The organism is Sorangium sp. So ce119 (genome assembly GCF_051524405.1).
GTDB lineage: Bacteria > Myxococcota_A > Polyangia > Polyangiales > Polyangiaceae > Sorangium > Sorangium cellulosum_G.
Window position 1 is genome coordinate 2,126,806 of the sequence record NZ_CP150310.1, and the last position, 21,075, is coordinate 2,147,880.

A 21,075-nucleotide genomic window follows, 5' to 3' on the forward strand; every position below is an offset into this window, starting at 1 on the left:
GAGGGCCGGGCCGGCGCGGCCGCGCCCCTGCGCCGCGCGGCCGGTCGCCCTGGCGCGTTTTGCGGTTGCGGCCCGGCGCCCTGCGGTAGCCTTCGCGCGTGGCGCCGCTCGGGTTCGATCTCCGCACACGGACGACCCTGGTCTGCGGGGCCCTAGCCCTCGCGATCGCGGCCTCGACGCTGCTCCGGGGGCGCGTCCGGCGCGTCCACCTGTTCTTCGCCGCGTTCGCCGCGGACGTCGGGCTCTGGTACCTGTCCCAGTCGCTCTTCGGCTTCTTCCAGGCCTCCATCTGGGAGCGCTTCACCGCGATCCTCGCCGTGCTGCTGCCGCAGTTCGCGCTGCAGCTCTTCGAGGCGATGATCCCCCACGACCAGGATCGGCGCTCGCGGCTGCTCCGGTTCGCGGGGGTGCTCGTCATCCCGCTGTTCGTCCTCGTGCTGGTGAGCCGGGAGCCTGGCTCGTGGCTCGACTGGCTCACGCGCGGCTGCATCTTCACCTACGTCTTCGCGCTGCTCACCGCGGGGCTGTACACGCTCGGCCAGCGCGGCAAGCGGAGCTCCTCGCGCGCGACGCAGCGGCGCGTGCGGTTCCTCGTGGTGATCGGCGCGCTCGCGGGGCTCGCCAGCGTCGCCGATTTCGCCTGGTTCCTCGGCGCGGAGCCGCCGCCGGTCGGGGCGGCGCTCTCGATCGTCTTCCTGTTCGTCCTCGCCCAGGCGCTCCGGCACGAGCGGCTCCTCGATGCCTACGAGATGCTCGCGCGCCTGCTCGTCGCCACGGCGGTCGCGTTCCTGATCGCGCTGATCTTCTACCTGCTGCTCACGTTCATCGGCGGCTTCAACACGATGTACCTGAACGCCGTGCTCGCCGCGATCGTGATCCTGGTGCTGTTCGATCCGCTGCGCGAGCGCGTCGAGGAGCAGATCCAGCGCCTCTTCTTGCGGGAGCGGTTCGATCTCGACCGATCGCTCGCGGAGGCGCGGCGGCGCCTCGTGCACACGCTCGAGGTCGAGGAGATGGGCGCGATCGTGATGAGCGCGCTCGAGCAGTCGCGCCGGGTCACGGGGGCGGCGCTCTACCTGCGCGATCAGGACGGGACCGGCTTCGACCGGCTCGCCTCGCTCGGGCCGCGGGTCCCCGAGCGGATCGAGGTGGCGACCGCGAGGGCGATGCTCGATCGCCTCGAGCGCGGGCCGCTCGCGATGGAGGAGCTCGAGCGCGAGGCCCGGGAGCGGCGCGCGCGCCGCAGCCGCAGCGACGCCGAGGACGACGGCAACTTCGCGCGGCGGACGGAGGTGCGGCCGCAGGTCCCGGAGGACGCGGTGCTGGCGGCGGCGGAGGTGCTCGGCAGCCTCTGCTCGGGCGTCGTGCTCTGCGCGCGCGACGAGCAGGGCGAGCCCATCGGGCTCCTCGTCGTGGCGGACGCGCGCGTGCGCGACGCGTTCTCGCCCGAGGAGCTGACGCTGCTCGAGACGCTCGCCGCGCAGATCGGCGTCGTGCTCGAGAACTCGCGCCTCTACGCGCAGATGAAGGAGCGGGACCGGCTCGCGCTCCTGGGCCAGATGGCGGCCGGGCTCGCGCACGAGATCAGGAACCCGCTCGGCGCGATCAAGGGCGCGGCGCAGCTCCTCGCGGATCCCGTGCCGGAGGCGCAGCTCGACCCGGCCTCGCGGGAGTTCCTCGGGATCATCCTCGAGGAGGTCGATCGGCTCGACCGGGTCGTGGGCTCGGTGCTCGATCTCGCGCGACCGGCGCAGGGCTCGGTCGTGCCGACCGACGTGAACGCGATCGTGCGCCGCACGTTGCAGGTGCTCTCGATCGAGCGCCGCAACGATCACCTCGAGGTCGAGGTCACGCTGGATCCCGATCTCCCCCGCGTCGCCATCGATCCCGAGCAGCTCCGGCAGGTGCTGATGAACCTGTTCCGCAACGCGGTCCAGGCGATGAAGGGCCGGGGCAAGGTGGTGATCTCCACGCGCGTCCGCTTCGGCCGAGGCACGCGGCCCGGCTCCGGCTCGGACGAGCCGTTCGTCGAGCTCAACGTCACCGACAACGGGCCGGGCATCTCCCAGAAGGTGCTCGCGAACATCTTCCTGCCGTTCTTCACCACGAAGGACAAGGGGACGGGGCTCGGGCTGTCGATCAGCCAGCGCATCGCGCAGAGCGCGGGCGGCCGGATCGAGGTGCGCTCCTACGAAGGGAAGGGGAGCACCTTCGCCGTGATCCTCCCCGCCGCGGTCGACAAGCTGGGCACAGCCGCGCCCGCGGCTGGGTCGGCGCCCGCGGCTGGGCCGGCGCCCGCGGCGCTGCCCGGGGCGGAGATGGCTCCTCAGGAGCGGGCCGGGTGAGGCCGGCGAGCGCGCCCCGGCCGAAGCCGCGGCGCCGGGGCGCGCGGCCTGCTGGCGCCGCGCGGCGTGCTCATCCGTAGCGCGACGCCATGAGGCGTGCTCATCCGTAGCGCGACGCCATGAGGCGCTCGAGCGCGGGGTGCTCGCGCACGAGCGCCAGCGTGTGCTCGGCGTGGCCGTGCGCGTATCCGTTGCCGATGTAGAGGTCGACGTCCTTGCCGATGCCCTCGGCCCCGAGCGCGGCGGCGGTGAAGCTCGTGCTCATCGCGAAGAAGTACGTCTTGCCGCGATCGCGCGTCACGACGATCGCGCTGAGCTCCACCCCGGGGACGTTCACGCACGACAGCGTGAGGTCGGCGCCCGCGTCGCCCGTGAACGGCAGCACGGCGTCGCGCACCGCGATGGGGTCGCGCGCGTCGACCACGGCGACGTGGTCGCAGATCGCGAGCGCGCGCAGGTCGGCGGCGAACTCCGGCGACGCCTCGACGCCGATCACGCGGCCGGACCGGCCGACGCAGCGCCGCGCCTCGGCCGCGCACAGCAGGCCGGACTTCCCGCCCGCGCCGAGCACCACGACGCTGTCGCGCGGGCCGGCGAGGCGCGCCACCTGGGGGGCCGCGCCGGCGACGTCGAGCAGCGCGAGGGCGAGCCGCTCGGGCATGTCGCTCGGCATCCGCGCGAGCGGCGCCGACGCGAAGACGATCGCGGTGCCCTCGACGTCGATCTGCGCGGAACCAGGGCGCACGGCGATGATACGGCGGAGCGAGAGCGGCGTGAGCGAGAGCGACGCGAGCGTCGCGATGCGGTCGCCGGCGGCGACACCGCGGTGCTCCGCGAGCGACCCGACGCGGCGCACGACGCCGAGCAGCATGCCGCCCGAGCCGGTGATCGGGTTGTGCTGCTTTCCCCGGCGCGCCACCGTCTCGAGGACGAGGCGCGCCACGCCGTCCGGATCGCCGCCGGAAGCCTCCTCCATCTGGCGGAAGCTCGCGGCGTCGATGTTCAGCGTCGCCACGTCCACGACGATCTCGGTCTCGAAGTGGCGCGAGGCGTCGGCGTCCAGCCGCTCTGCCGGCTGCGGGAGGGCCCCGGGGGGATCGAGCACGCGGTGCGTGCCCAGCGGATCGCCTGCGGCGAGGGTGTGTTGCGTCGCTTCGGAGCTCACGCCGAGGCCGTTCAACATGCCGGGGCCGAAAGCAAGGGCTATGAACCGAGCGGCCGCGATCTCCGTGGAGGAGGGCGCCTGCTGCGGAGGGGCCGGGACGTGGAAACCAGCGGTCTCAGCCGTGGTTAGTGGCCGGTTTCCTCGCGGATTGGATGCATTTGGGCGAGCCCGATGGCCGGCGGCGGTGGGCTCTGGGTTGGACTGGAGGAGGGCGGTCGGCGCGTTGCGTTAACCCGAGCGGTCGAACTCATTTGAAAGAACAGACCGGATCTCTTGACCACCTTTGCTCGGTGAAACTAGACTTTGCCCCCTGCTGGCGCTCGCGTAGCGCTCGAAGGTTTTTACTCCCTGCGATGGATAACCACGCTCCCAAGGTGTCGGCAACGCGGCAACTGGCGTTGCGCTTCATCTCCGGGAAGTACCAAGGCGGCGAATTTCCCCTCGGGGAGCAGCAGGAGATCGTCGTGGGTCGCTCCAGCGACCTCGACATGGTCCTCGTCGAGGACATGGTCTCCCGGCGCCATGCCCGGATTGCCTGTACCGATCAGCAGATCGTGATCGAGGACCTCGGCTCGACGAACGGCACGTTCGTCAACGGCGAGAAGATCAAGAAGACGACCCTGAAGGAGGGCGATCGGGTGCTCATCGGCACCAGCATCCTCAAGGTCGTCTCCACCGATCCCGGCGCGCCCCCGGCGCGTCGTCGCATGGACGAGCCCTCGCTCAGGAGCGGTCAGACCCGGTCGATGTCCGGGTCGATCGACGAGATCCCGCTCCCCGATCTGCTTCAGCTCTTCGGCACATCGAAGAAGAGCGGAGTCCTCGTCGTCCGTTCCGACGACGATGTCGGCAAGATCTACCTGCGCAAGGGCATCGTGACCTTTGCGACGATCAACGATCTGACCGACGTCCCGCCGCTCAAGAGCGTCTACCGGATCCTCACGTGGGCCGGCGGGACGTTCGATCTGGAGCCGGCCGAGGAACGGGTGATGACCGGCGAGATCAGCGCGACGGTGCAGGAGCTCCTCATGGAGGGGCTCCGGCAGATCGACGAGCTGAACAACATCCGGCACCAGCTCCCGGATCTGTCGGCGCGCCTGGTCATCCCCCAGCCGCTCAAGCCGCTGCTCCGCGATCTCTCGCCCGTCGATCTGGACGTCCTCCAGGTCGTCTTCAACCACGGGCACCTCGCGATGGTCCTCAACAAGAGCCCCGCGACGGATCTGGAGACCGCGCAGTCCGTGCTGAAGCTGATCAACGCAGGCTACCTGCGCGTCGAGTGAAGCCGAGCTGAGCGCAGGGCGCCGGGAGGCCGCGCGGGCGTTGTGGGCCCGTGCGGCGCCTCGTGACGCCCGCGATGTGGCCGGTGAGAACCGCGCACGCGCGCCTCAGCGCGGAGGCGCCGCGCGCGCTCGTCGCTGCGAGGAATGGTGGGCGCGCAGCGATGGCAACGCGCGCTTCCGAGCCGTCGGCGCCGCCCCTTCGATCGCCGCGCTCCAGAGGGCGCGGCACGATCGACGGGGCGGCGAGGGGCCGTCGGCGGCGAGGGACCGTCAGGCCTTCGAGGGGTCGCGCTTCGCCGGGTCGAGCGCGGTGCTCGCGAGGCGGAGCGTCACGGCGCGGGCGTGCGCCTGGAGGCCCTCCGCCAGCGCCAGCTTCTCGATGACCGGGCCCTGCGCGCGCAGCGCCGCGCTGGAGTAACGGATGAGGCTCGCGCGGGTCACGAAGTCGTACACGCCGAGCGGCGATCCGAAGCGGGCCGAGTTGCCGGTCGGGAGCACGTGCGACGGCCCGGCCAGGTAGTCGCCCGCGGCGACGGGGGTGAGGCTGCCGAGCAGCGCGGCGCCGAGCGTGCCGATCTCCGAGAACAGCGCCTCGGGATCGGCCACGTGGAAGGCCACGTGCTCGACCCCGAGCTGATCGGCGATCTCGGCGAGGCGAGCGCGCGACCCGACCACCAGCGCCGCGGCGTGCAGGGAGAGCGACTGCTCCACGATCGCGCGCCGCGTGAGCTCGGGGAGCGCGGCGTCGAGCTCGCGCGCGACCGCCTCGGCCAGCTTGGCCGAGGTCGTCGCGAGCAGCGCGTAGGAGGCCTCGTCGTGCTCGGCTTGCGAGAGCAGGTCGGCAGCGACGAGCCGCGGATCCGCGGAGTCGTCGGCGAGCGCCAGGATCTCGCTCGGGCCGGTGATGCCGTCGATCGACACATCGCCGAAGACGAGCCGCTTCGCGCAGGCGACATACGCGTTGCCCGGCCCGACGATCTTGTCGACCGCCGCGAGCTCCGGGAGCCCGTAGGCCATGGCCGCGATCGCCTGCGCGCCGCCCGAGTCGAGCAGGGTCGTCACGCCAGAGAGGTGCGCCGCGGCCAGCGTGGCGTCGTCCGCCGACGGGCTCGCGAGGACGATCTCGCGCACGCCGGCGATGCGCGCGGGGATCGCCGACATCAGCACGCTCGAGGGGTAGCGCGCCTTGCCGCCCGGCGCGTAGACGCCGACGCGACGCAGGGGGCGCACGCGCATGCCGAGGAGGACGCCCTCCTCCTCGTAGCTGAACCCGGCCTGCAGCGCGGGCCCGCCCTGCGCTGCGTCCGCCGGCCCGAGGTCGCCCGCGTCGCGCTGCCGCTCATGGTACCGCGCGATCCTCGCGGCCGCGGTCTCGAGGGCGGCGCGGACGTCGGGCGAGAGCCGGGCGAGCGCCTCGGCGCCGCCGAAGCCGCCCTCCGCTTCCGGGCCCGCGTGGCGGACGAGCGCCTTCGGCGTCCGCCGCTCGAACTTCTCGATGTAGCGGAGCACGGCGGCCGTGCCCCCGCGCCGCACGTCGTCGATGATCTCGGTCACCGCAGGCGTGACGTTCGCGAGATCGCCCGTGCCGCGGGCGCGCAGGGCAGACAGGGTGGACTCGAACTCGGGCGAACCTTCGATGTAGATGGGCAGCATGGCTTCACGTGGGACCGGCGCGGCGGGATCTCCGCCCGGACGGCGACACCCCGTACCACAGCACCCCGTCCGGTGGTACGCCGGCCGCGCGCCCGCCGTCGCAGGTCGCGCGGCGCGCGCGTGCGCGGCCGCGCGTGGCGCCGCGAAGTTCCCCGGCCCGACCGGATGGAGTAGGGTCGCCCCCATGCGGCCCGGCTCGTTTGGCGTCGCCCCCACCGCGATCTCGCTCGCGCTCCTCGCGCTCGCGCCCGCGGTCCTCGTCGGGTGCCCAGAGAACTCCTGCTTCCTCAAGATCTGCCAGGGCAGCAGCTGCCGCTGCTCGATCTCGTCGTGCAGCGACGGCGCCGGCTTCGACACCACGCAGAACCGCTGCCGCTGCCTGAAGGGCTACCTCTCGGTCGCGGGCCAGTGCCTCACGCCTCAGGCGGCGAACGCCTACTGCGGCGTGGGTCGCCACTACGAGGCCGGCGGGTGCGCCCCCGACCGCTGCAAGCCGGGCGACGAGATCGACCAGAGCACGGGCTACTGCGTGTCGCGCGAGCAGGTGGCGAGCAACATCGGGGTCGCCGTCGGCGCCGGGCAGGAGCTCGGGTGCCCGCCCGGCCAGGAGCTCGTCGTCGACGGGCCGACCGCCGCGTGCGTCCCGCTCTCGCAGACCTGCGCGCGCGACGAGGTGTGGACCGGTCAGGCTTGCGCCAAGGTGGGGCAGTGCTCGACGGGATCGATGTGGGATCCCGCGCTCGCCCAGTGCGTCCAGTACGCGCAGGGGTCGGGCGAGGGCGGCCTCACGGTCAACGTCGGGCAGTGGGCGTCGGCGAACTACGGCCCGAACGGCGGCATGGGCACGAGCGGCTTCTGCGGCGCCTTCGCCAAGAAGCCGCACAGCTTCGGGGTCGTCGAGGGGGCGTCGGCCTACGTCCGCATCGCGGTGATGATGTCCTTCCCGGAGGGCGAGATCGCCCGCGGCGTCGTGCAGGCGGTGACGGTGTTCGACGCCAGCGGGAACCCGGTCCCGCCGCGCGGCGCCGCGGAGGTCGACACGGCCGCGCGCAACATCTTCGCCACGCTCGTCCTCGGCGGCGGGAGGGCGAGCGCGCCGACGTCGTCGACCAACGTCCGGTGCGCGATCATCCACGCCGGCAAGCCGCAGCCGGTGCCGGCGGTCGGCGGCCTCTGAGCGGAGCGCCCCGCGCGGGGGCGCGCGCGCCAGAAGGCCGCCGCTCCGGAGCGGCGTGTCGCGTCACATCCTCGACAGCGTGCTGACGACGCGCGTGGCGGGGAGGGCGCTGAGGCCGACGCAGCTCACGACCTTGTTGCGATCCATCACGAAGTTGCCCGCGGACGGCTCGATCTTCGCGAACTCGACGCTCAGGCGCGTCCCGTCGAAGCTCGCGCGCAGGGGGCGGCCCTCCACGGCGCTGCGGACGTCCTGGCAGGTGCCGCGCGAGCGCGACGGATCGAACTGGCGCGACTCGGGCGCGATGAACCGGAGCCGGTCCTCCACGGCGAACACCCCGGTCTCCCCGGGGATCTCGCGCAGCGAGAAGCGAGCCTCGCCCTCCACGTAGTCCTGCGGCGCGAACTGCTCGGGGTGGCGGACCCGGAACTCGAGCGTCTCGCCGGCGAGGACGGCCTCGAGCTCGCGCCCGTTGCCGACCCACAGGCCGGTGAGGCCCGCGAGCGGCGACGGATCCGGCGGCGGCGCGCTCGCCTCAGGGGCGGCGGAGCTCGCGCTGGCCACCGGGGCCGGCGGCGGCGCGGCGCCCCTCCGGCGGCCATCGCGCGGCTTGTCGAGCACGCCCAGCCAGAGCAGCGCGGCCGCCCCGCCGAACATCACGAGGGCGCCTGCGCCGATCGCGAGCCACGACCCGCGGCCGCGATGCGACCGCGCAGGCCTGCCCGCCAGCGGGCCACCCGTGGCCGCGTCGCGGATCTCGTCGACGGTCGTGGCCGCCGGCGGCGGCGGCCGGCTCGACGCGCCGAGGGGCGCCGCGGTCGCGGGGCGGGCGATCGCGTCGAGCGCCGCGAGCATCTCCTCGCAGCTCGAGAAGCGGTCCGCCCTGTCCTTGGCGCACGCCTTCCGGAGGAACGCGTCGAGCTCCGGCGGGACGTCGCGCCGCACCGCGCTGACGCTGGGGAGCGGCACCTCCGCGTGGAGCCGCATGATCTCGACGTCGCTCTCGGCGTCGAACGGCACCTGCCCGATCAGCATCTCGTAGAGCACGACGCCGAGCGCGTAGATGTCCACCCGCTTGTCGAGGTCGCGGCGCCCGAGGACCTGCTCCGGCGACATGTAATAGAGCGAGCCGATGATCCCCTTGGTCATCCCGCGCCCCGCGAGCGCGTCGGCCTCGGCCTTGGCGATGCCGAAATCGGTGACCTTCGCGACGCCGTCCTTGCGGCGGATCAGGACGTTCGCAGGCTTGAGATCGCGGTGGATCACCCCCTCGCGGTGCGCGGCCGCGATGCCGGAGGCGAGCTGCCGGAAGATCGAGAGCGCCTCGGGCAGCGGCATCGGCCGGCGCTCCTCGGCGTACCTGGCGAGCGTCTGCTCCAGGCTCTCGCCGTCGATGTACTGCATGACGAGCCAGAGATCGTCCCGCTCCGCGACCACGGCCTTCAGGTGGACGACGTTCGGATGATCGATCTGCGCCAGCGCGCGGCCCTCGGCGAGCGTCCGCGCGCGCACGTCGGGCCGGTGACCGAGCTCCTGCCGCACCGCCTTCAGGACCACGTGCAGCCCGGTGTGGACGTCCCGCGCGAGGTAGACGACCCCCATGCCGCCCTCGCCGAGCACCCGCTCGACCACGTACTTCTGATCGACGAGCGTCCCCGCCGGCAGGTGACCCCCTGGAGCCCGCCGCGGGAGCGAGCCCGCCAGCGGCGCCGGGACGACGTGCGGCGCCGCCGCCGCCGCGCTCGCGCCGCCTCCGGAGGCCGGCACGAGCACGGCGCTCCCGAAGGCCGGCGGGAACTTCGCGCCGTCAGCGCCGAAGGCCGCCTGGCTGACGCGGTGCGCTGGATCCTCGGCCAGCAGCGCTTCGGTCAGCGGCTGGCCCGGGACGGTCGCCTGCGCGTGGGGCGCAGGAGACGCCGACGGCGTCGCGCCGCCCCGCGCGGCCATCGACGCGCCGCACGACACGCAGAACCGGGCGGAACCCGGGTTCTCTGCATTGCAAGCCGGGCACCTGGCCATGGCACGGTCAGCTCGAGCCACGGCGCGCCCGGCGAGCAGCGCGCCGTGGACGCTCCGTCACGTCCAGTGGCCCGCGCGCAGGGCCGCGGAGTCGATCGTCTTGATCTTCGGCGCGAGCGCCTCGCGGAAGATCGCCTCATCCTCGTCGTCGAGGCCGCTCTCGCCGAAGCCGGACGCGACCTCCATCGAGGTCGCGAGGATGCGAAGGAACTGCTGGAAGCTCGACGCGCAGAGCTCCGGCTTGAGCGAGTCGGTCCCGGTCATGCAGGTGAACACGGGACAGTCCCCCTCGGCGTCGAGCTTCGAGATATCGAGGAAGTAGGGGTCTCCCAGCAGGGCGCTGCGCGCGATGAGGATCCAGCTCTTGCGCCAGCCCGCGAGGGAGCTCTCGCCCCCGCTCGCCTGCTGCTCGGCCGCGAGCTTCTCCGAAGGGATGAGGCGTACGCGCTCGACCGGCGTCACCGTCTCGACGTCGAGCGGGTCCGCCTCCTGCAGGAAAGCACGGTACCTGGCGGGCACCCGCAGCGTCCTGCGCAGCTCTTCCACCACCGCTGGAGCCGCCTTTCCGAACCTCGCAGGGATGCCTCTTCGGGCAAAGGCATCCTTGAGCGCCGCAACCGACTCGGCAAGGTCGCTATCCACCGAACATCCCTTCCTTTGCAAGTCCACCGGCCGACCCGCTGGGGCGGGCGCCCTCATCGCTTCGAAACCGCTTCGCTCCCGGGGAGAGGCACCGGCGCGCACCCGGAGGAATACCCTGCGCCGGGCCAGGTAGTGTAACAGAAAAACGATGGTCGACGTTGCGTACGCTGAGAGTCGATTCCGGCCCCCCGAAATCGCCCACCGGTACGGTCCGGGCGTGCACCTCCTCGATGACCCACTCGCATGGACGCTGCTGGCTCGAGCCTGCTCCCCGGAGACGGGTCAGCCCGACGTCGGGCGCCTCGTCGGCGTCCTCTACCAGATCCTGGCGCGCTCGGTCTTCGCCGCCGAGCTGGGGCGCGCGCGCGTGGACGTCCCGACCCGGATGATCTCGTCCCATCCGGAGGCGGTCTACCGCGGCGCCGCGCTCTCGCGCGCGACCAAGGTGGTCACGGTGGGCATCGCGCGCGCCGGGACGATGCCCTCGCAGGTCGTCTACGAGCTCCTGAACGAGGTCCTCGACCCCGCGCTGGTCCGGCAAGATCACCTGTTCATGAGCCGGCAGACGAACGAGCATGGCGAGGTCATCGGCGCGACATGGCACGACGCCAAGATCGGCCGCGACGTCGAGGGACGTCACGTGCTCTTCCCGGATCCGATGGGCGCCACGGGCTCATCCATGGTCAGCGCCCTCTCCTACTACAAGACCGCGCTCGAGGGGCGGCCGGCCAAGTGCATCACCATGCACCTCATCGTCACGCCCGAGTACATCCGCCGCGTCACCGACGCCCACCCGGACGCCATCATCTACGCGCTGCGCCTCGATCGCGGCCTCTCGCCGGCGCGCGTCCTCAAGACCGAGCCGGGCACGCACTGGGACGAGGAGCGCGGCCTGAACAACATCCAGTACATCGTGCCGGGCGCCGGCGGCGTCGGCGAGATCCTCAACAACGCCTGGCTGTAGGCGCGCGGATCGGTCGAGCGGGGGCAGGGCGCGTCAGCGGCGGCGCTTCGAGCGGCGGTTGTGGCCGACGGCGAGCGCGCGATAGTCGATCGACGCGTGCGGCCGGCTCATCGCGGGGCGCAGGTCGCCGCAGAGCCGCGTGAGCTCCGCGATCATCGCGCCGAGGTCGCTCGCGCCCGCGGCCCTGCGCTGCGCGAGCTCGCCGTAGGCGGCCTCGAGCGACGCAATGCCCTTGCCCGAGACGTGGCCGCGGCGCGACAGGTCGACGTAGCTCCGCGCGAGCGCGGCGCTGTCGAAGTTGTGGGCCACGACCAGATCCTGGGCGACGCGGAGCACGGCGTGCGCGCCGATGCGGCCGTCCTCGTGCAGCACGAAGGCCGCCTGCAGGTAGTTGTAGAAGGGGACCACCCGGTCCCCGAAGATCCGGAAGTCCGAGGGGGAGGACTGCCGGTCGAGGTGGATGAGGATCCGCTCGACCACGGGGCCCTTCTCCACGTAGCTCGCGAACCGGATCGCATCGAGGATGGTGTCGTCGTAGGCGTTCCCGAGCCGCATCACCTCGCCGAGCTCCAGCGGGGTGATCCGCCCCTCGCAGACGTCGGCGTACAGGGAGTAGACGAACGCGTCGGCCTCGGCGTCGTCGCCGAGGAGCACCTCGCGGATCAGCGCGCCGCTCGGGTCGCGCTGGCTCGGGAGCTCGCAGCGCCGCTGGAGCAGCGCGGGCAGCTTGTAGCCGAGCTGGCCGCGCAGCGCGCGGAAGCGCAGCCTGAGGATGTTCTGCAGGTTGGGCTTCAGCGTGAGCGACGCCCAGCGCGCGCCGTCGAGCCGCAGCTTCTGCTCGATGCGGGAGCGGAGCTGCTCCGGGCTGCCCGAGAGGATGTGCGTCTCGACCCCGGCGCGGCCGAGCTCGCGCAGCAGCGACCCCGCGCCGGGCACCGTGCGCTTCTGATCCGGCCGCTCGATCGCGGTCCGCACGAGATCGCGCAGCGTGTCGAAGTCCGTGCGGAGGTAGGTCTTGTCGAGGTCCCACCGCGCGATGAACGGCGCGCGCTCGGCCGTCGCCGCTGCGTTCGCCGGAGATCGGGGCCCTTGCGCTCGTTCCTCGCCGTTCACGGTGCCCCGCTCAGCGCGACATCCACTCGCGCCGCATCTTGTCGAGCGACTGCACCACGTCGCTGTCGGCGCTCTGCCGCGCGAGGTCCATCGCCTCCCGCAGGTACATCGACGCCTCGCCCGTGCGCTCGCGCTGGTGCGCCACGTGCGCGAGCGCGCCGAGGACGAGCGCGCGATCGGGGCCGCCGGGGCCGGCGAGGTCGAGCGCCTCGCGCAGCACGCCGTCGGCGTCGGTCAGGTCGCCGGCGCGCGCGAGCGCCTCGCCGAGCTTGCGGCTGAAGATCAGGACCGCGCGCACCGGGTCGTCGAGCTCGCCGCGGAAGATCTCCCGCCGCGCCAGGTCGAGGCCGCGGCGCAGCGCGAGCACGCTGCCGGCGTTGTCCCCGCGCGCGGCGGCGCGATCGGCCGCCTGCTCGAGCAGCATCAGCGCGACGAACGCGTTCTGCGCGTGGTAGGCGTGGATCGCCTGCACCTCGATCGGCAGCGCGAGCGGGTCGCCCGCGCTGTCGAACGTCGCCTTGGCGTGCAGGTCGCGCCGGACGCCGGCCGGGATCGTCGCGAGCGTCACGTCGCGCAGGAGCGGGTGCGTCGTGCGGATGCCGCTCGCGTGCTCCTCGATCATGCCCGCCGCGACCAGCTTGCCGAGCAGGTCGTCGAAGGCGCGGATGTCCGGGAGCAGGCGCTGCAGCGTGGGCCGGTCGGCCGCGTCGCCGATGACCGCGAGCGCCTGCAGCGTGCGGCGCGCGTCCTGCGGCAGCCGCTCGATGCGCGCCGCGACCAGGTCGGCCATCCGCGCGGGCGGGTCGCTGCCGCCCTCGAGCGTGTAGCGGACGAGCTGGTCGATGTAGAGGGGCGGCACCGTCGCGGCCTCGCCGCCCGGTCCGGACGGGCTCGCCGCGCTCGGCGGCAGGCCCAGCGCGGCCGGATCGGTCGCGCCGTCCGCGGCGTCGCGCCGCGGCGACAGGCGCGCGCCGCCCGTGCTCGGCGGTGTCTTGCGGGCGCCGCGGTGATCCAGGCTCACGCTGCTCCGGAGGAGCGAGAGCGCGGTGTCCTTCGGCAGGCCGCCGAGCGTGCGCGCGGCCCCGCCCCACTCGGGATCGAAGCCCGGCGTGTGGCTGGCGACGATGAGCAGCGCCGCGAGCGGCGGCTCCGCGATCACGTCGGCGAACGCGTTCCGGCTCGCGCCGTCGACGGCGTGCAGATCGTCGACCGCGAGCAGGACGCGGTGCGGGAAGGCGGCCTGCTGCGCGCGCGAGAGCGCCCAGCGCAGCGCCTCCGCGGCGATGAAGCGGCGGTCGTCGGGCGACAGGCCCCCGGCGGCGGGCTTGTTCCAGGCGTGCCTGCGCACGTCGCTGCCGCGGTCGCCCTTGCCGAAGATCTCGAGCAGGCCGCGCCGCGCCTCGGGCGTCGCGCCGCTCCAGTTCGACGCGTTGCCGCCGTCGGGCGGGAGCTCGGCGAGCCCGGCGATCGCCCAGCGGAGCGCGTAGTAGCCGACCTCGGCGCCCCACGGATCCGGGCCGGTCTGGATCACGACGTCGCCCCGGCTCGCGGCGACGTCGAGGAACTCGCGGAGGAGCCGCGTCTTGCCGACGCCGTGCTCGCCGACGATGCGCGCGGCGACGACCGAGCCCTCGACGTCCGCGAGGCAGCCGTCGAGCCACGCGAGGTCGTCCTCGCGCGCCGCGAACGGGAGCGGGAGCGGGGGCGCCGAGGACGCGCGATCGCGCCGGGCGGTGGGGGGCGCGGCGCCCTGCGCGGCGCGCGGCGCCGGGGCGGGCGCGTGCGGCTGCGCGATCCGGGCGCCGCACTCGCCGCAGAACTTCTGGCCGCGCGGCACGATGGCGCGGCACGCGGCGCAGATGACCGTCGCCTCGGCGAATGAGAAGCGGCCCGAGGGCGTGTCGAACGTGCCGACCGCCGACCGGAGCGCGGCCGCGAACTCGTCCGCGGACTGGTAGCGCCGCGAGGCCTCCTTCTCGAGCGCGCGGAGCGTGACCTCGACGAGCGGCTCGGGGATCTCGCGCTCGGGCGCGATGAGCGCCGGATCCGGCGGCGGCAGGGAGAGGTGCATCAGCACGACCTGCGTCGGCGACTCTGCCTCGAAGGGGAGCCGGCCGGTGAGGAGCTGGAACAGGATGACGCCGCACGCGTAGAGGTCGCTCCGCGCGTCGATCGGATCGCCGCGGCCCTGCTCCGGGGCCATGTAGTCCGGGGTCCCGCAGACGATGCCCGGGCTCGTGATGTTCGTCGTCGCGACCTCCGCCTTCATCTTCGCGAGGCCGAAGTCGACGACCTTCACGAAGTCGCCGCCCGAGCGCATCGGCTCGAGCACGATGTTCTCGGGCTTGAGATCGCGGTGGATGATGCCGAGGTGGTGCGCCTCGAAGAGCGCCGCGAGCACCTGGCAGAGGATGTCGACGATGCGGCGGAAGGGGAGCGGGCCGTCCTCGTAGACGACGCGGGCGAGGTCGCGCCCGCGCAGGAACTCCATGACCAGGTAGAGCTGGCCGCCGTTCTTGCCGAAGTCGATGACCCCGACGGAGTTCGGGTGGTTCAGGCGGCTCGCGGCGCGCGCCTCGGTGATGAACCGGACGGACGCGCTCTCGTCGCCGAGCAGGTGCGGATGGATGATCTTGACGGCGACCGTGCGCCCCAGGGCCTTCTGCTCGGCCCGGTACACGCGCCCCATGCCGCCCACCCCGACGAGCTCCAGGATCACGTAGTTGCCCGGGAGCGTGGTGCCGATCAGCGGGTCGTCGGACGTCCGGTTGAACTCCGAGATCGGGAAGCCGCACACCGGGCAGAATTTGTGCGCCTGCTCGCACGGATTCGCGCATTGCGGGCAGACCACTGTGGACACGCGCGGGACCTTACCACGTTCGGGATAGCGATTGGGGTCGAGGTCGGCGCCGGCCCCCGGGGCGCGGCCGGGAGGGGGGCGGGGGGGCTCGTCCAGCCGTCTGTTAGGTCCTGGATCCCACTTGGGGTAACCTCGGGCGCGATGGTTACGCCTCGCCTACGTCTCGGTCAGCTCCTGGTCGACGCGCGGATGATCACCCAGGAGGCCCTCGAGAGCACCCTGGACATGCAGCGCACGGACGGGCGGCGGCTCGGGACGCTCCTCGTCGAGCAAGGCCTCATCAACGAGACCCAGCTGACGCAGATCCTGTCACACCAGCTCGCCGTTCCCTGGGTGTCGCTGCTCCACATCGAGTTCTCGCGGCAGCTGCTCAACCTCGTGCCGCACGACGTGGCCGAGCGGTATTGCCTCGTGCCGATCTACGTGCGCCACGTCCGCAACCAGGGCGAGACGCTCTACGTCGCCATGGACGATCCGACGAACGAGGACGGCATGAAGGAGTGCATGGCGTTCTCCGGGCTGCCCGTGCGCGCGATGATCGCTCCGCCGAGCGACATCCGTAACGCGATCCGCGTTTACTACGGGGCGCGGGCGCGCTCGGCGCCGCCGCCCGCGCCCGCGCAGCGCACGCAGGTGAGCGAGCCGCAGTCGCGGGCGCGCCCCGTCGATCCGCCGCCGTCCTCGGAGCTCGCCAGGGCGCCGGAGACCGCGAGGCACTCGGAGGAGGTCGCGTCGACGCCGGAGCCCCTGCTGCTGACGAGGCCCGCGCTCCGCTCCGGGGCCCGGCTCGTCGAGGACGCGCTGCCGGCGATCGAGACCTCGGAGGTCGACGCCGACGACGTGGGCGTCCTCGACGACGAGCTGGGATGGGAGGCGCCGCGCCCCGCGCAGCGGCCTGTGGAGCGGGAGGTCCGCGGCCGCCCGGAGGAGCGGCAGATCCGCGGGCGCCCCGACGAGCGCTCGCGGCCGACGCTGAAGGTGGCGCCGTCGCCCGAGCTGCTCGCGGCCGCGCAGGCAGCGCAATCCGCGCAGTCGGCGCAATCCGCGCCGGCCACGCAATCCGCGCCGACGACGCAGTCCGCGCCGACGACGCAGTCCGCGCCGACGACGCAGTCCGCGCCGACGACGCAGTCCGCGCCGACGACGCAGTCGGAGCGCCGGAAGACGCTGCGCCCCAGCACCGCGCCGGGGCCCGTGACGCCCGCCAGCGAGGCCGCGCCGAGCATGGACATGGCGCCCGCGCCGAGCACGCCGGCGGCGGCGCTCCTCGGCGCCGTGCTCGGGCGCGCGAGCGCCGCGGCGCGCAGCGTCCCGGAGAGCCCCCCGGAGCCCCCGCCGCCGCCCGCGCCGGCGGACTACGGCGAGGAGCCCCCGAGCGAGCGCGAGGTGCGCAACATCCCCGCGCCGCAGGGCCGCGGCCGGCGCCGGATGGTCTCGCTCACGCTCCTCGACGGCACGACGATCACGCTCCCCGCGCGCGGGAGCAAGCCGCAGCGCCAGGCGGCGGCCCCCGCCCCCCGGGCCGCAGCCCAGTCCGATCCGCCGCCGGCGCCGACCGCGGACGATACGGGCCTCACCGCGCGCGACCTGGTCTCCGCGCTCCGCGCCGTCTCGCACGGCGCCGACGCGAGCGAGATCCTCGGGAACAACGTGCGCTGGGAGGCGATGTTCGCGGCGCTCCTGTCGCTGCTGCTCAAGAAGCACCTGATCGCCGACTGGGAGTTCGTCGACGAGCTGAAGAAGATCTGAGGCGAGCGACGCGAGGCCGAGCGCCGGGCTGGCGGCGGCGCTCGGCGCGACGCGCCGGCGGTCAGCGCGCCTCGCGATCCATTCGCCGGCGCGCCGTCAGCGCGCCCTGACGGCGCTCAGCGCGCCTCGCGCGCCGCGCCGGCGTGGATCAGCGCGTCGATGTCTGCGTCCGAGAAGCCCCCGTCGCGGAGCACGGCGCGCGTGTGCTCTCCGGCGCCGGGCGCCGGCGCGAACGCGACCCCGCGCGGCGTGACGGGCGTCCTGATCTGCGGGATCGGGCCGCGCGCCGAGGCGATCTCGAAGAGGAGCCCGCGCGACGCGAGGTGGGGATCGGCGGCGACGCCTCGCGGCTCGAGGACCGGCTCGAGGCAACAGTCGCGCTCGGCGGAGAACGCCTCCCATTCGGCGCGCGTCCTCCCCCGGAAGACGGCGGCGAGCTTGCGCTTGAGCTCGATCTGATGCGGCCCGGGGAGCAGCGCGCCCAGGTCGGGATCGAGGCCAGCCCCCTCGCAGAACGAGGCCCAGAACTTCGGCTCGAGCGCGGCGAGCGCCATCGCGTGCCCGTCCTTCGAGAGGTAGGTGTTGTACGGCGCGATGCCGCCGGTGAGCAGCTCGTCGCCCGCGGCGCGCTCGCGCGGGGCCACGCCGTCGCCGTCGTCCTGCCCGCGCGCGCGAGCGCCGCCCGCGAGCGCGGCGGCGAGCGACGGGAGGGCGAAGCCGAGCACGCCGTCGGTCATGGCGATGTCGAGCACCGCGCCGCGCCCGGTGCGCTCGCGCTCCCGCAGCGCGGCGAGGACGGCGACGGCGCACCACAGGCCGCCGCTCACGTCAGCGACCTGGAGGCCGGGCACCTGCGGCGGGCCCTCCGCGGGCCCCTGCGCGCCGAGGACCCCGGCGCGCGCGACGTAGTTCAGATCGTGCCCTGCGCGCTCGGCCAGGGCGCCGGTCTGGCCGTAGCCGGTCAGCGCACAGACGATGAGCCGCGGGTTGTCCGCGCGCAGCGCCTCGTGGCCGAGCCCGAGCCGATCGAGCACCCCCGGGCGGAACTGATCGACGAGCACGTCGTACGTCGCGGCGAGCCGGCGGAAGGCGTCGCGCCCCTCGGGCTTCTTGAGGTCGAGCAGGGCGCTGCGCTTGCCCCGGTTCAGGAGCTGGAACGCCGCCGATTCGCCGGCGATCTGCGGGGGGATGTGGCGCAGGAGGTCGCCGCCGGCGACGTCCTCGATCTTGTCGACGGTCGCGCCGAGATCCGCGAGCACGAGGGTCGCGAAGGGCCCCGGCAGGAGCCTCGAGAGATCGAGGATGCGCGTGTCGGTGAGCGGGCGCATGGCGACCTCTTTGTCCTGCGCGGGCTGCGGTGGGGAGGAAAAGAGACGGAGATGATGTCCGCCGTGCAGCACGTCCCGGCGCCCAGCCGTCGCCTCGTGGCCGCGGTGGTCGCGCCCCGGCGGCAGCCCGTCGCGGCGCGCGGCGGCGCCCTGCGAGCCGCCGGCGCCTGGATCAGCCCGCGTTGAGCTGGAACAGCTTCGGGAGCTTCATCGCGAGCATCTGGTTGCCCGTGACCTTGAGCTTGCCCGCGAAGAAGAGCTGCATCGAGTTCGCCTGCGGGTTCTCGTGCAGCTTCTGGAAATCCTCGGCGGTCAGCGCGATCGTGACGTCCGCGTTGCCGGGGTTGCCGGGGGCGATGCTGGGCGTGGCGCTCGCCAGGTCGATCAGCCACTCGCCGCCGCCGTCGCCCGTCACGTTGATCTGGTACTTCCCGCCGATCTGCTTGGCCGTGTCGGAATTCTTCGCCAGGGCAGCAGGGAGCTCCTCGTTGAACAGTCTCTGGATATCGACGGCCATGGATCGCCTCCGGATCTCGTGTGGGACGTGGTGACTTGAATCGACCGAGTACTGTGCGCGGTTTACCCGCGCCCGAACGCGCGCGTCAAGCGAAGCCCGACGTCGGAGCTCGCCCGGGTCGTTCCGTCAGGACAACCCTGGCGCGCGCGCCGTCGTGCTTCATGCGCGCGCGCGCGGCGCCTGCGCGGCAGGGCGAGGCGCCTTGTCCAGCGCGGATCGGATCGGGACCATCAGCAGGCGATCGATGGCCACGCGCTGATCCGCGGGCGGCGGGCTTTCCGGCGAGCCCTGCATCAGCCGGAGGTCGCGGAGCGCGCCGCGATCCAGCGGGCCGAGCGACGCGCTCGGCGCGTCGAGCGCCGGCGTCATCGCAGGGAGCAGGCAGACCAGGACGATCTCGTTCGTCCCCTGCCGCACCCAGGTGCCCTGGTAGACCGCGAGCGCCTGGCCGAGCGCCTCCTGGAACACGAACGCGCGCCACTCGAGCGGCGCGGTCAGATCGAAGATGCGGCCGCCGGCGCGGAGCTCCAGGCTGTCGAGGCTGAGCGTCGCGCCGCGCGCGTCGGTCGCGAGGAAGCGATCGAGGCACCCGGGCGAGCGCGCCGTGAGCTCGTCGAGGAGCGCGGCGAGCGCCGCGGGGCCGAGCGAGATCGGCTCGCCGTCCGGGCCGATCGCGTCGAGCCCGACGTCGTCGGAGCCCACGACGGACGCGCGGTCGAGCAGCGCGGCGAAGGTGCGGCGCGACGGGCCGTCGAAGCTGGCGCCGATCGAGGACATCCCGGCGCCGGAGCTGAGCAGGGCGACGACGCGATCGCGGCGCGGGGTAGCGAGGAGCGTCACGCCGAACCGCTCGCGCGTCGCGAGCAGCACGTGCTGCGCGGCGCCGCCCTTGCCCTGGAGGACGAGCTGGTCGCCGTCGAGGCTCAGCCCGCGCCGGCTCGCCTGCGCGGGGGGCAAGAGGCGCCGCCGCCCCCGCGCGAGGAGCGCCACCGCCGCCGCGACGAGGGCGAGCGGCAAGAGCGCGCGGACCATCACGCTGCGCGCGGTCGCGACCAGCACGAGCGCGACCACGAGGAGCGGGATCGACCAGAGCCGCCGCGAGCGCGCGACCCCCGCCGGCGCCGCGTCGGGCGGGGTGGCGTCGAACCACCGCGCCGACGGGGAAGGCAGGGAATCCGTGGAGGATCCGGCGACTGCATCGCTCACCGGCTCGTCGGCGCGCTGCGCGGCCGGCCACCCCGTCGCGGGCGGAGGCTCGTGCGCGCGGGCCTCGATCGGTGGGAGCGTGGCGACGGCCTCAAGAGGGTCCTTCTGGCCCTTCGCCTCGCGTCCCATCGCACCTCCACCCCAGCCGAAAAGTTCGGGGTAGGATAGCATCGAGCGAGACCAGAGCGAGAGGAGACTTTGGGCGACGCGCTGCGTAGGTGGCGCGCTGTCGGTTTTCTCTTCGGGCTCCTCGGAATGCGCCGCGCGTCGCCGCGTGCTGCGGCATGGCGCCGCGCGGTCGCTCGCGCCTGGTATCGCTCCGGCGCGTCAGAGCACGGCCGTGCGCCCTCCGGAGGGCGGGGCAAGGGGCGCCCCGAGGCCGCGAGGAGCGACCGCGGGGGTACCCGAAGGGCTCACCTGAAGGCGCCGTGTTTCACCGGAAGGCCCTGTGGCGGATGACCCGGGGGCGAGCGACCGCGGGGCGCCCGGTGCGAGGGCGCTGGACAGGGCCGGCGCCGCTGGATCGAGCCGTCGCGCTCCAAGAGGTGCACGAGGTTGCCCTCGCGATCGCCGAGCACCTGGATGTCGACCTGGCGCGGCCGGAGGATCGCCTTCTCGAGCGCTCGCGGGCGGGGCGATGAAGGTGATGCCAGCCCGCTCGCACGCTTCCGCGAACTCACTGTTTTCCGAGAGGAACGCGTCCTCGGGGTGGATGTCCTCGGCCCCGGAGCGCCGGGCGACGTCGAGGATGCGATCGATGCGGAGGTAGCTCTCGCCCGCAGGTGCGGGGCCGATGGGGTACGACTCGTCCGCGAGGCGGACATGGAGGCTGCCGCGGTCCACGTCGATGTAGACGGCGACGCCCTGGATGCCGGCCTCATGCAACGACCGGAGCATTCGGAAGGCGATCTCGCCGCGGTTGGCGATGAGGACCTTGCGGATCAGGAGCCGGCCTTATCACCCGAAAGCGCCTGCGCGCGTGGAGCCGTCGCGGAGCGGCCTCGCGCCGAGCCTCGAAGCGGGCCGGACCGCGGGCTTCCCTGATACGGGATCA

At 73.5% G+C, this 21,075-nt stretch carries 15 protein-coding genes and 2 pseudogenes; 5 read left to right on the top strand and 12 right to left on the bottom strand.

Going from position 1 to position 21,075, the window contains the following annotated elements:
- Positions 1 to 98: 98 nt before the first annotated feature.
- Positions 99 to 2,345 (top strand): ATP-binding protein, encoded by a 2,247-nt coding sequence (locus tag WME76_RS08350; protein WP_437959645.1) that lies wholly within the window; start codon positions 99 to 101, stop codon positions 2,343 to 2,345.
- A 100-nt stretch (positions 2,346 to 2,445) separates the two neighbouring features.
- Here WME76_RS08350 and WME76_RS08355 read toward each other — a convergent pair whose 3' ends face one another.
- Positions 2,446 to 3,510 (bottom strand): L-erythro-3,5-diaminohexanoate dehydrogenase, encoded by a 1,065-nt coding sequence (locus tag WME76_RS08355; RefSeq protein WP_437959646.1) that lies wholly within the window; start codon positions 3,508 to 3,510, stop codon positions 2,446 to 2,448.
- Between the two features lie 353 nt (positions 3,511 to 3,863).
- Between WME76_RS08355 and WME76_RS08360 the strand changes: the two genes are divergently transcribed.
- On the top strand, positions 3,864 to 4,793 hold the full coding sequence (locus WME76_RS08360; protein WP_061610377.1) for a DUF4388 domain-containing protein: 930 nt from the start codon (positions 3,864 to 3,866) through the stop codon (positions 4,791 to 4,793).
- Between the two features lie 270 nt (positions 4,794 to 5,063).
- Here the strand turns inward: WME76_RS08360 and hisD are convergent, their stop codons facing one another.
- Complete coding sequence (hisD, locus tag WME76_RS08365) at positions 5,064 to 6,446, bottom strand: histidinol dehydrogenase (RefSeq protein ID WP_437959647.1); 1,383 nt, start codon at positions 6,444 to 6,446, stop codon at positions 5,064 to 5,066.
- Between the two features lie 184 nt (positions 6,447 to 6,630).
- On the opposite strand from hisD, the gene WME76_RS08370 reads away from it, so the two are divergent.
- On the top strand, positions 6,631 to 7,623 hold the full coding sequence (locus tag WME76_RS08370; protein ID WP_437959648.1) for a hypothetical protein: 993 nt from the start codon (positions 6,631 to 6,633) through the stop codon (positions 7,621 to 7,623).
- Between the two features lie 63 nt (positions 7,624 to 7,686).
- Here WME76_RS08370 and WME76_RS08375 read toward each other — a convergent pair whose 3' ends face one another.
- Complete coding sequence (locus WME76_RS08375; protein WP_437959649.1) at positions 7,687 to 9,642, bottom strand: serine/threonine-protein kinase; 1,956 nt, start codon at positions 9,640 to 9,642, stop codon at positions 7,687 to 7,689.
- A 57-nt stretch (positions 9,643 to 9,699) separates the two neighbouring features.
- Complete coding sequence (locus WME76_RS08380; RefSeq protein ID WP_437959650.1) at positions 9,700 to 10,191, bottom strand: SMI1/KNR4 family protein; 492 nt, start codon at positions 10,189 to 10,191, stop codon at positions 9,700 to 9,702.
- 241 nt (positions 10,192 to 10,432) lie between these two features.
- On the opposite strand from WME76_RS08380, the gene WME76_RS08385 reads away from it, so the two are divergent.
- Positions 10,433 to 11,248, top strand: a complete 816-nt coding sequence (locus tag WME76_RS08385; RefSeq protein ID WP_437959651.1) for a uracil phosphoribosyltransferase — start codon at positions 10,433 to 10,435, stop codon at positions 11,246 to 11,248.
- Between the two features lie 33 nt (positions 11,249 to 11,281).
- Here WME76_RS08385 and WME76_RS08390 read toward each other — a convergent pair whose 3' ends face one another.
- Together WME76_RS08390 and WME76_RS08395 are read right to left on the bottom strand one after the other, a co-directional pair.
- A complete protein-coding gene (locus tag WME76_RS08390) occupies positions 11,282 to 12,361 on the bottom strand; it encodes a hypothetical protein (RefSeq protein ID WP_437959652.1) in 1,080 nt (359 codons plus the stop codon).
- A gap of 10 nt (positions 12,362 to 12,371) precedes the next feature.
- On the bottom strand, positions 12,372 to 15,221 hold the full coding sequence (locus WME76_RS08395; RefSeq protein WP_437959653.1) for a protein kinase domain-containing protein: 2,850 nt from the start codon (positions 15,219 to 15,221) through the stop codon (positions 12,372 to 12,374).
- A gap of 225 nt (positions 15,222 to 15,446) precedes the next feature.
- On the opposite strand from WME76_RS08395, the pseudogene WME76_RS08400 reads away from it, so the two are divergent.
- Positions 15,447 to 15,755: pseudogene (locus WME76_RS08400) on the top strand (hypothetical protein); the annotation flags it as partial.
- A 44-nt stretch (positions 15,756 to 15,799) separates the two neighbouring features.
- Here the strand turns inward: WME76_RS08400 and WME76_RS08405 are convergent.
- From WME76_RS08405 to WME76_RS08430, 6 genes and pseudogenes are all read right to left on the bottom strand, one after another.
- Positions 15,800 to 16,453, bottom strand: a complete 654-nt coding sequence (locus WME76_RS08405) for a hypothetical protein (RefSeq protein ID WP_437962088.1) — start codon at positions 16,451 to 16,453, stop codon at positions 15,800 to 15,802.
- 633 nt (positions 16,454 to 17,086) lie between these two features.
- Positions 17,087 to 18,298 (bottom strand): CaiB/BaiF CoA transferase family protein, encoded by a 1,212-nt coding sequence (locus WME76_RS08410; protein WP_437959654.1) that lies wholly within the window; start codon positions 18,296 to 18,298, stop codon positions 17,087 to 17,089.
- A gap of 172 nt (positions 18,299 to 18,470) precedes the next feature.
- Positions 18,471 to 18,815: an SCP2 sterol-binding domain-containing protein gene (locus WME76_RS08415; RefSeq protein WP_061615991.1), complete on the bottom strand. Its 345-nt coding sequence runs from the start codon at positions 18,813 to 18,815 to the stop codon at positions 18,471 to 18,473.
- Positions 18,816 to 18,974: 159 nt separating this feature from the next.
- Complete coding sequence (locus WME76_RS08420; protein WP_437959655.1) at positions 18,975 to 20,150, bottom strand: IMP dehydrogenase; 1,176 nt, start codon at positions 20,148 to 20,150, stop codon at positions 18,975 to 18,977.
- A gap of 284 nt (positions 20,151 to 20,434) precedes the next feature.
- Positions 20,435 to 20,701 (bottom strand): hypothetical protein, encoded by a 267-nt coding sequence (locus WME76_RS08425; RefSeq protein ID WP_437962089.1) that lies wholly within the window; start codon positions 20,699 to 20,701, stop codon positions 20,435 to 20,437.
- Between the two features lies 1 nt (position 20,702).
- Positions 20,703 to 20,918, bottom strand: a pseudogene (locus WME76_RS08430) (biotin carboxylase N-terminal domain-containing protein); the annotation flags it as partial.
- Between the last annotated feature and the right edge of the window lie 157 nt (positions 20,919 to 21,075).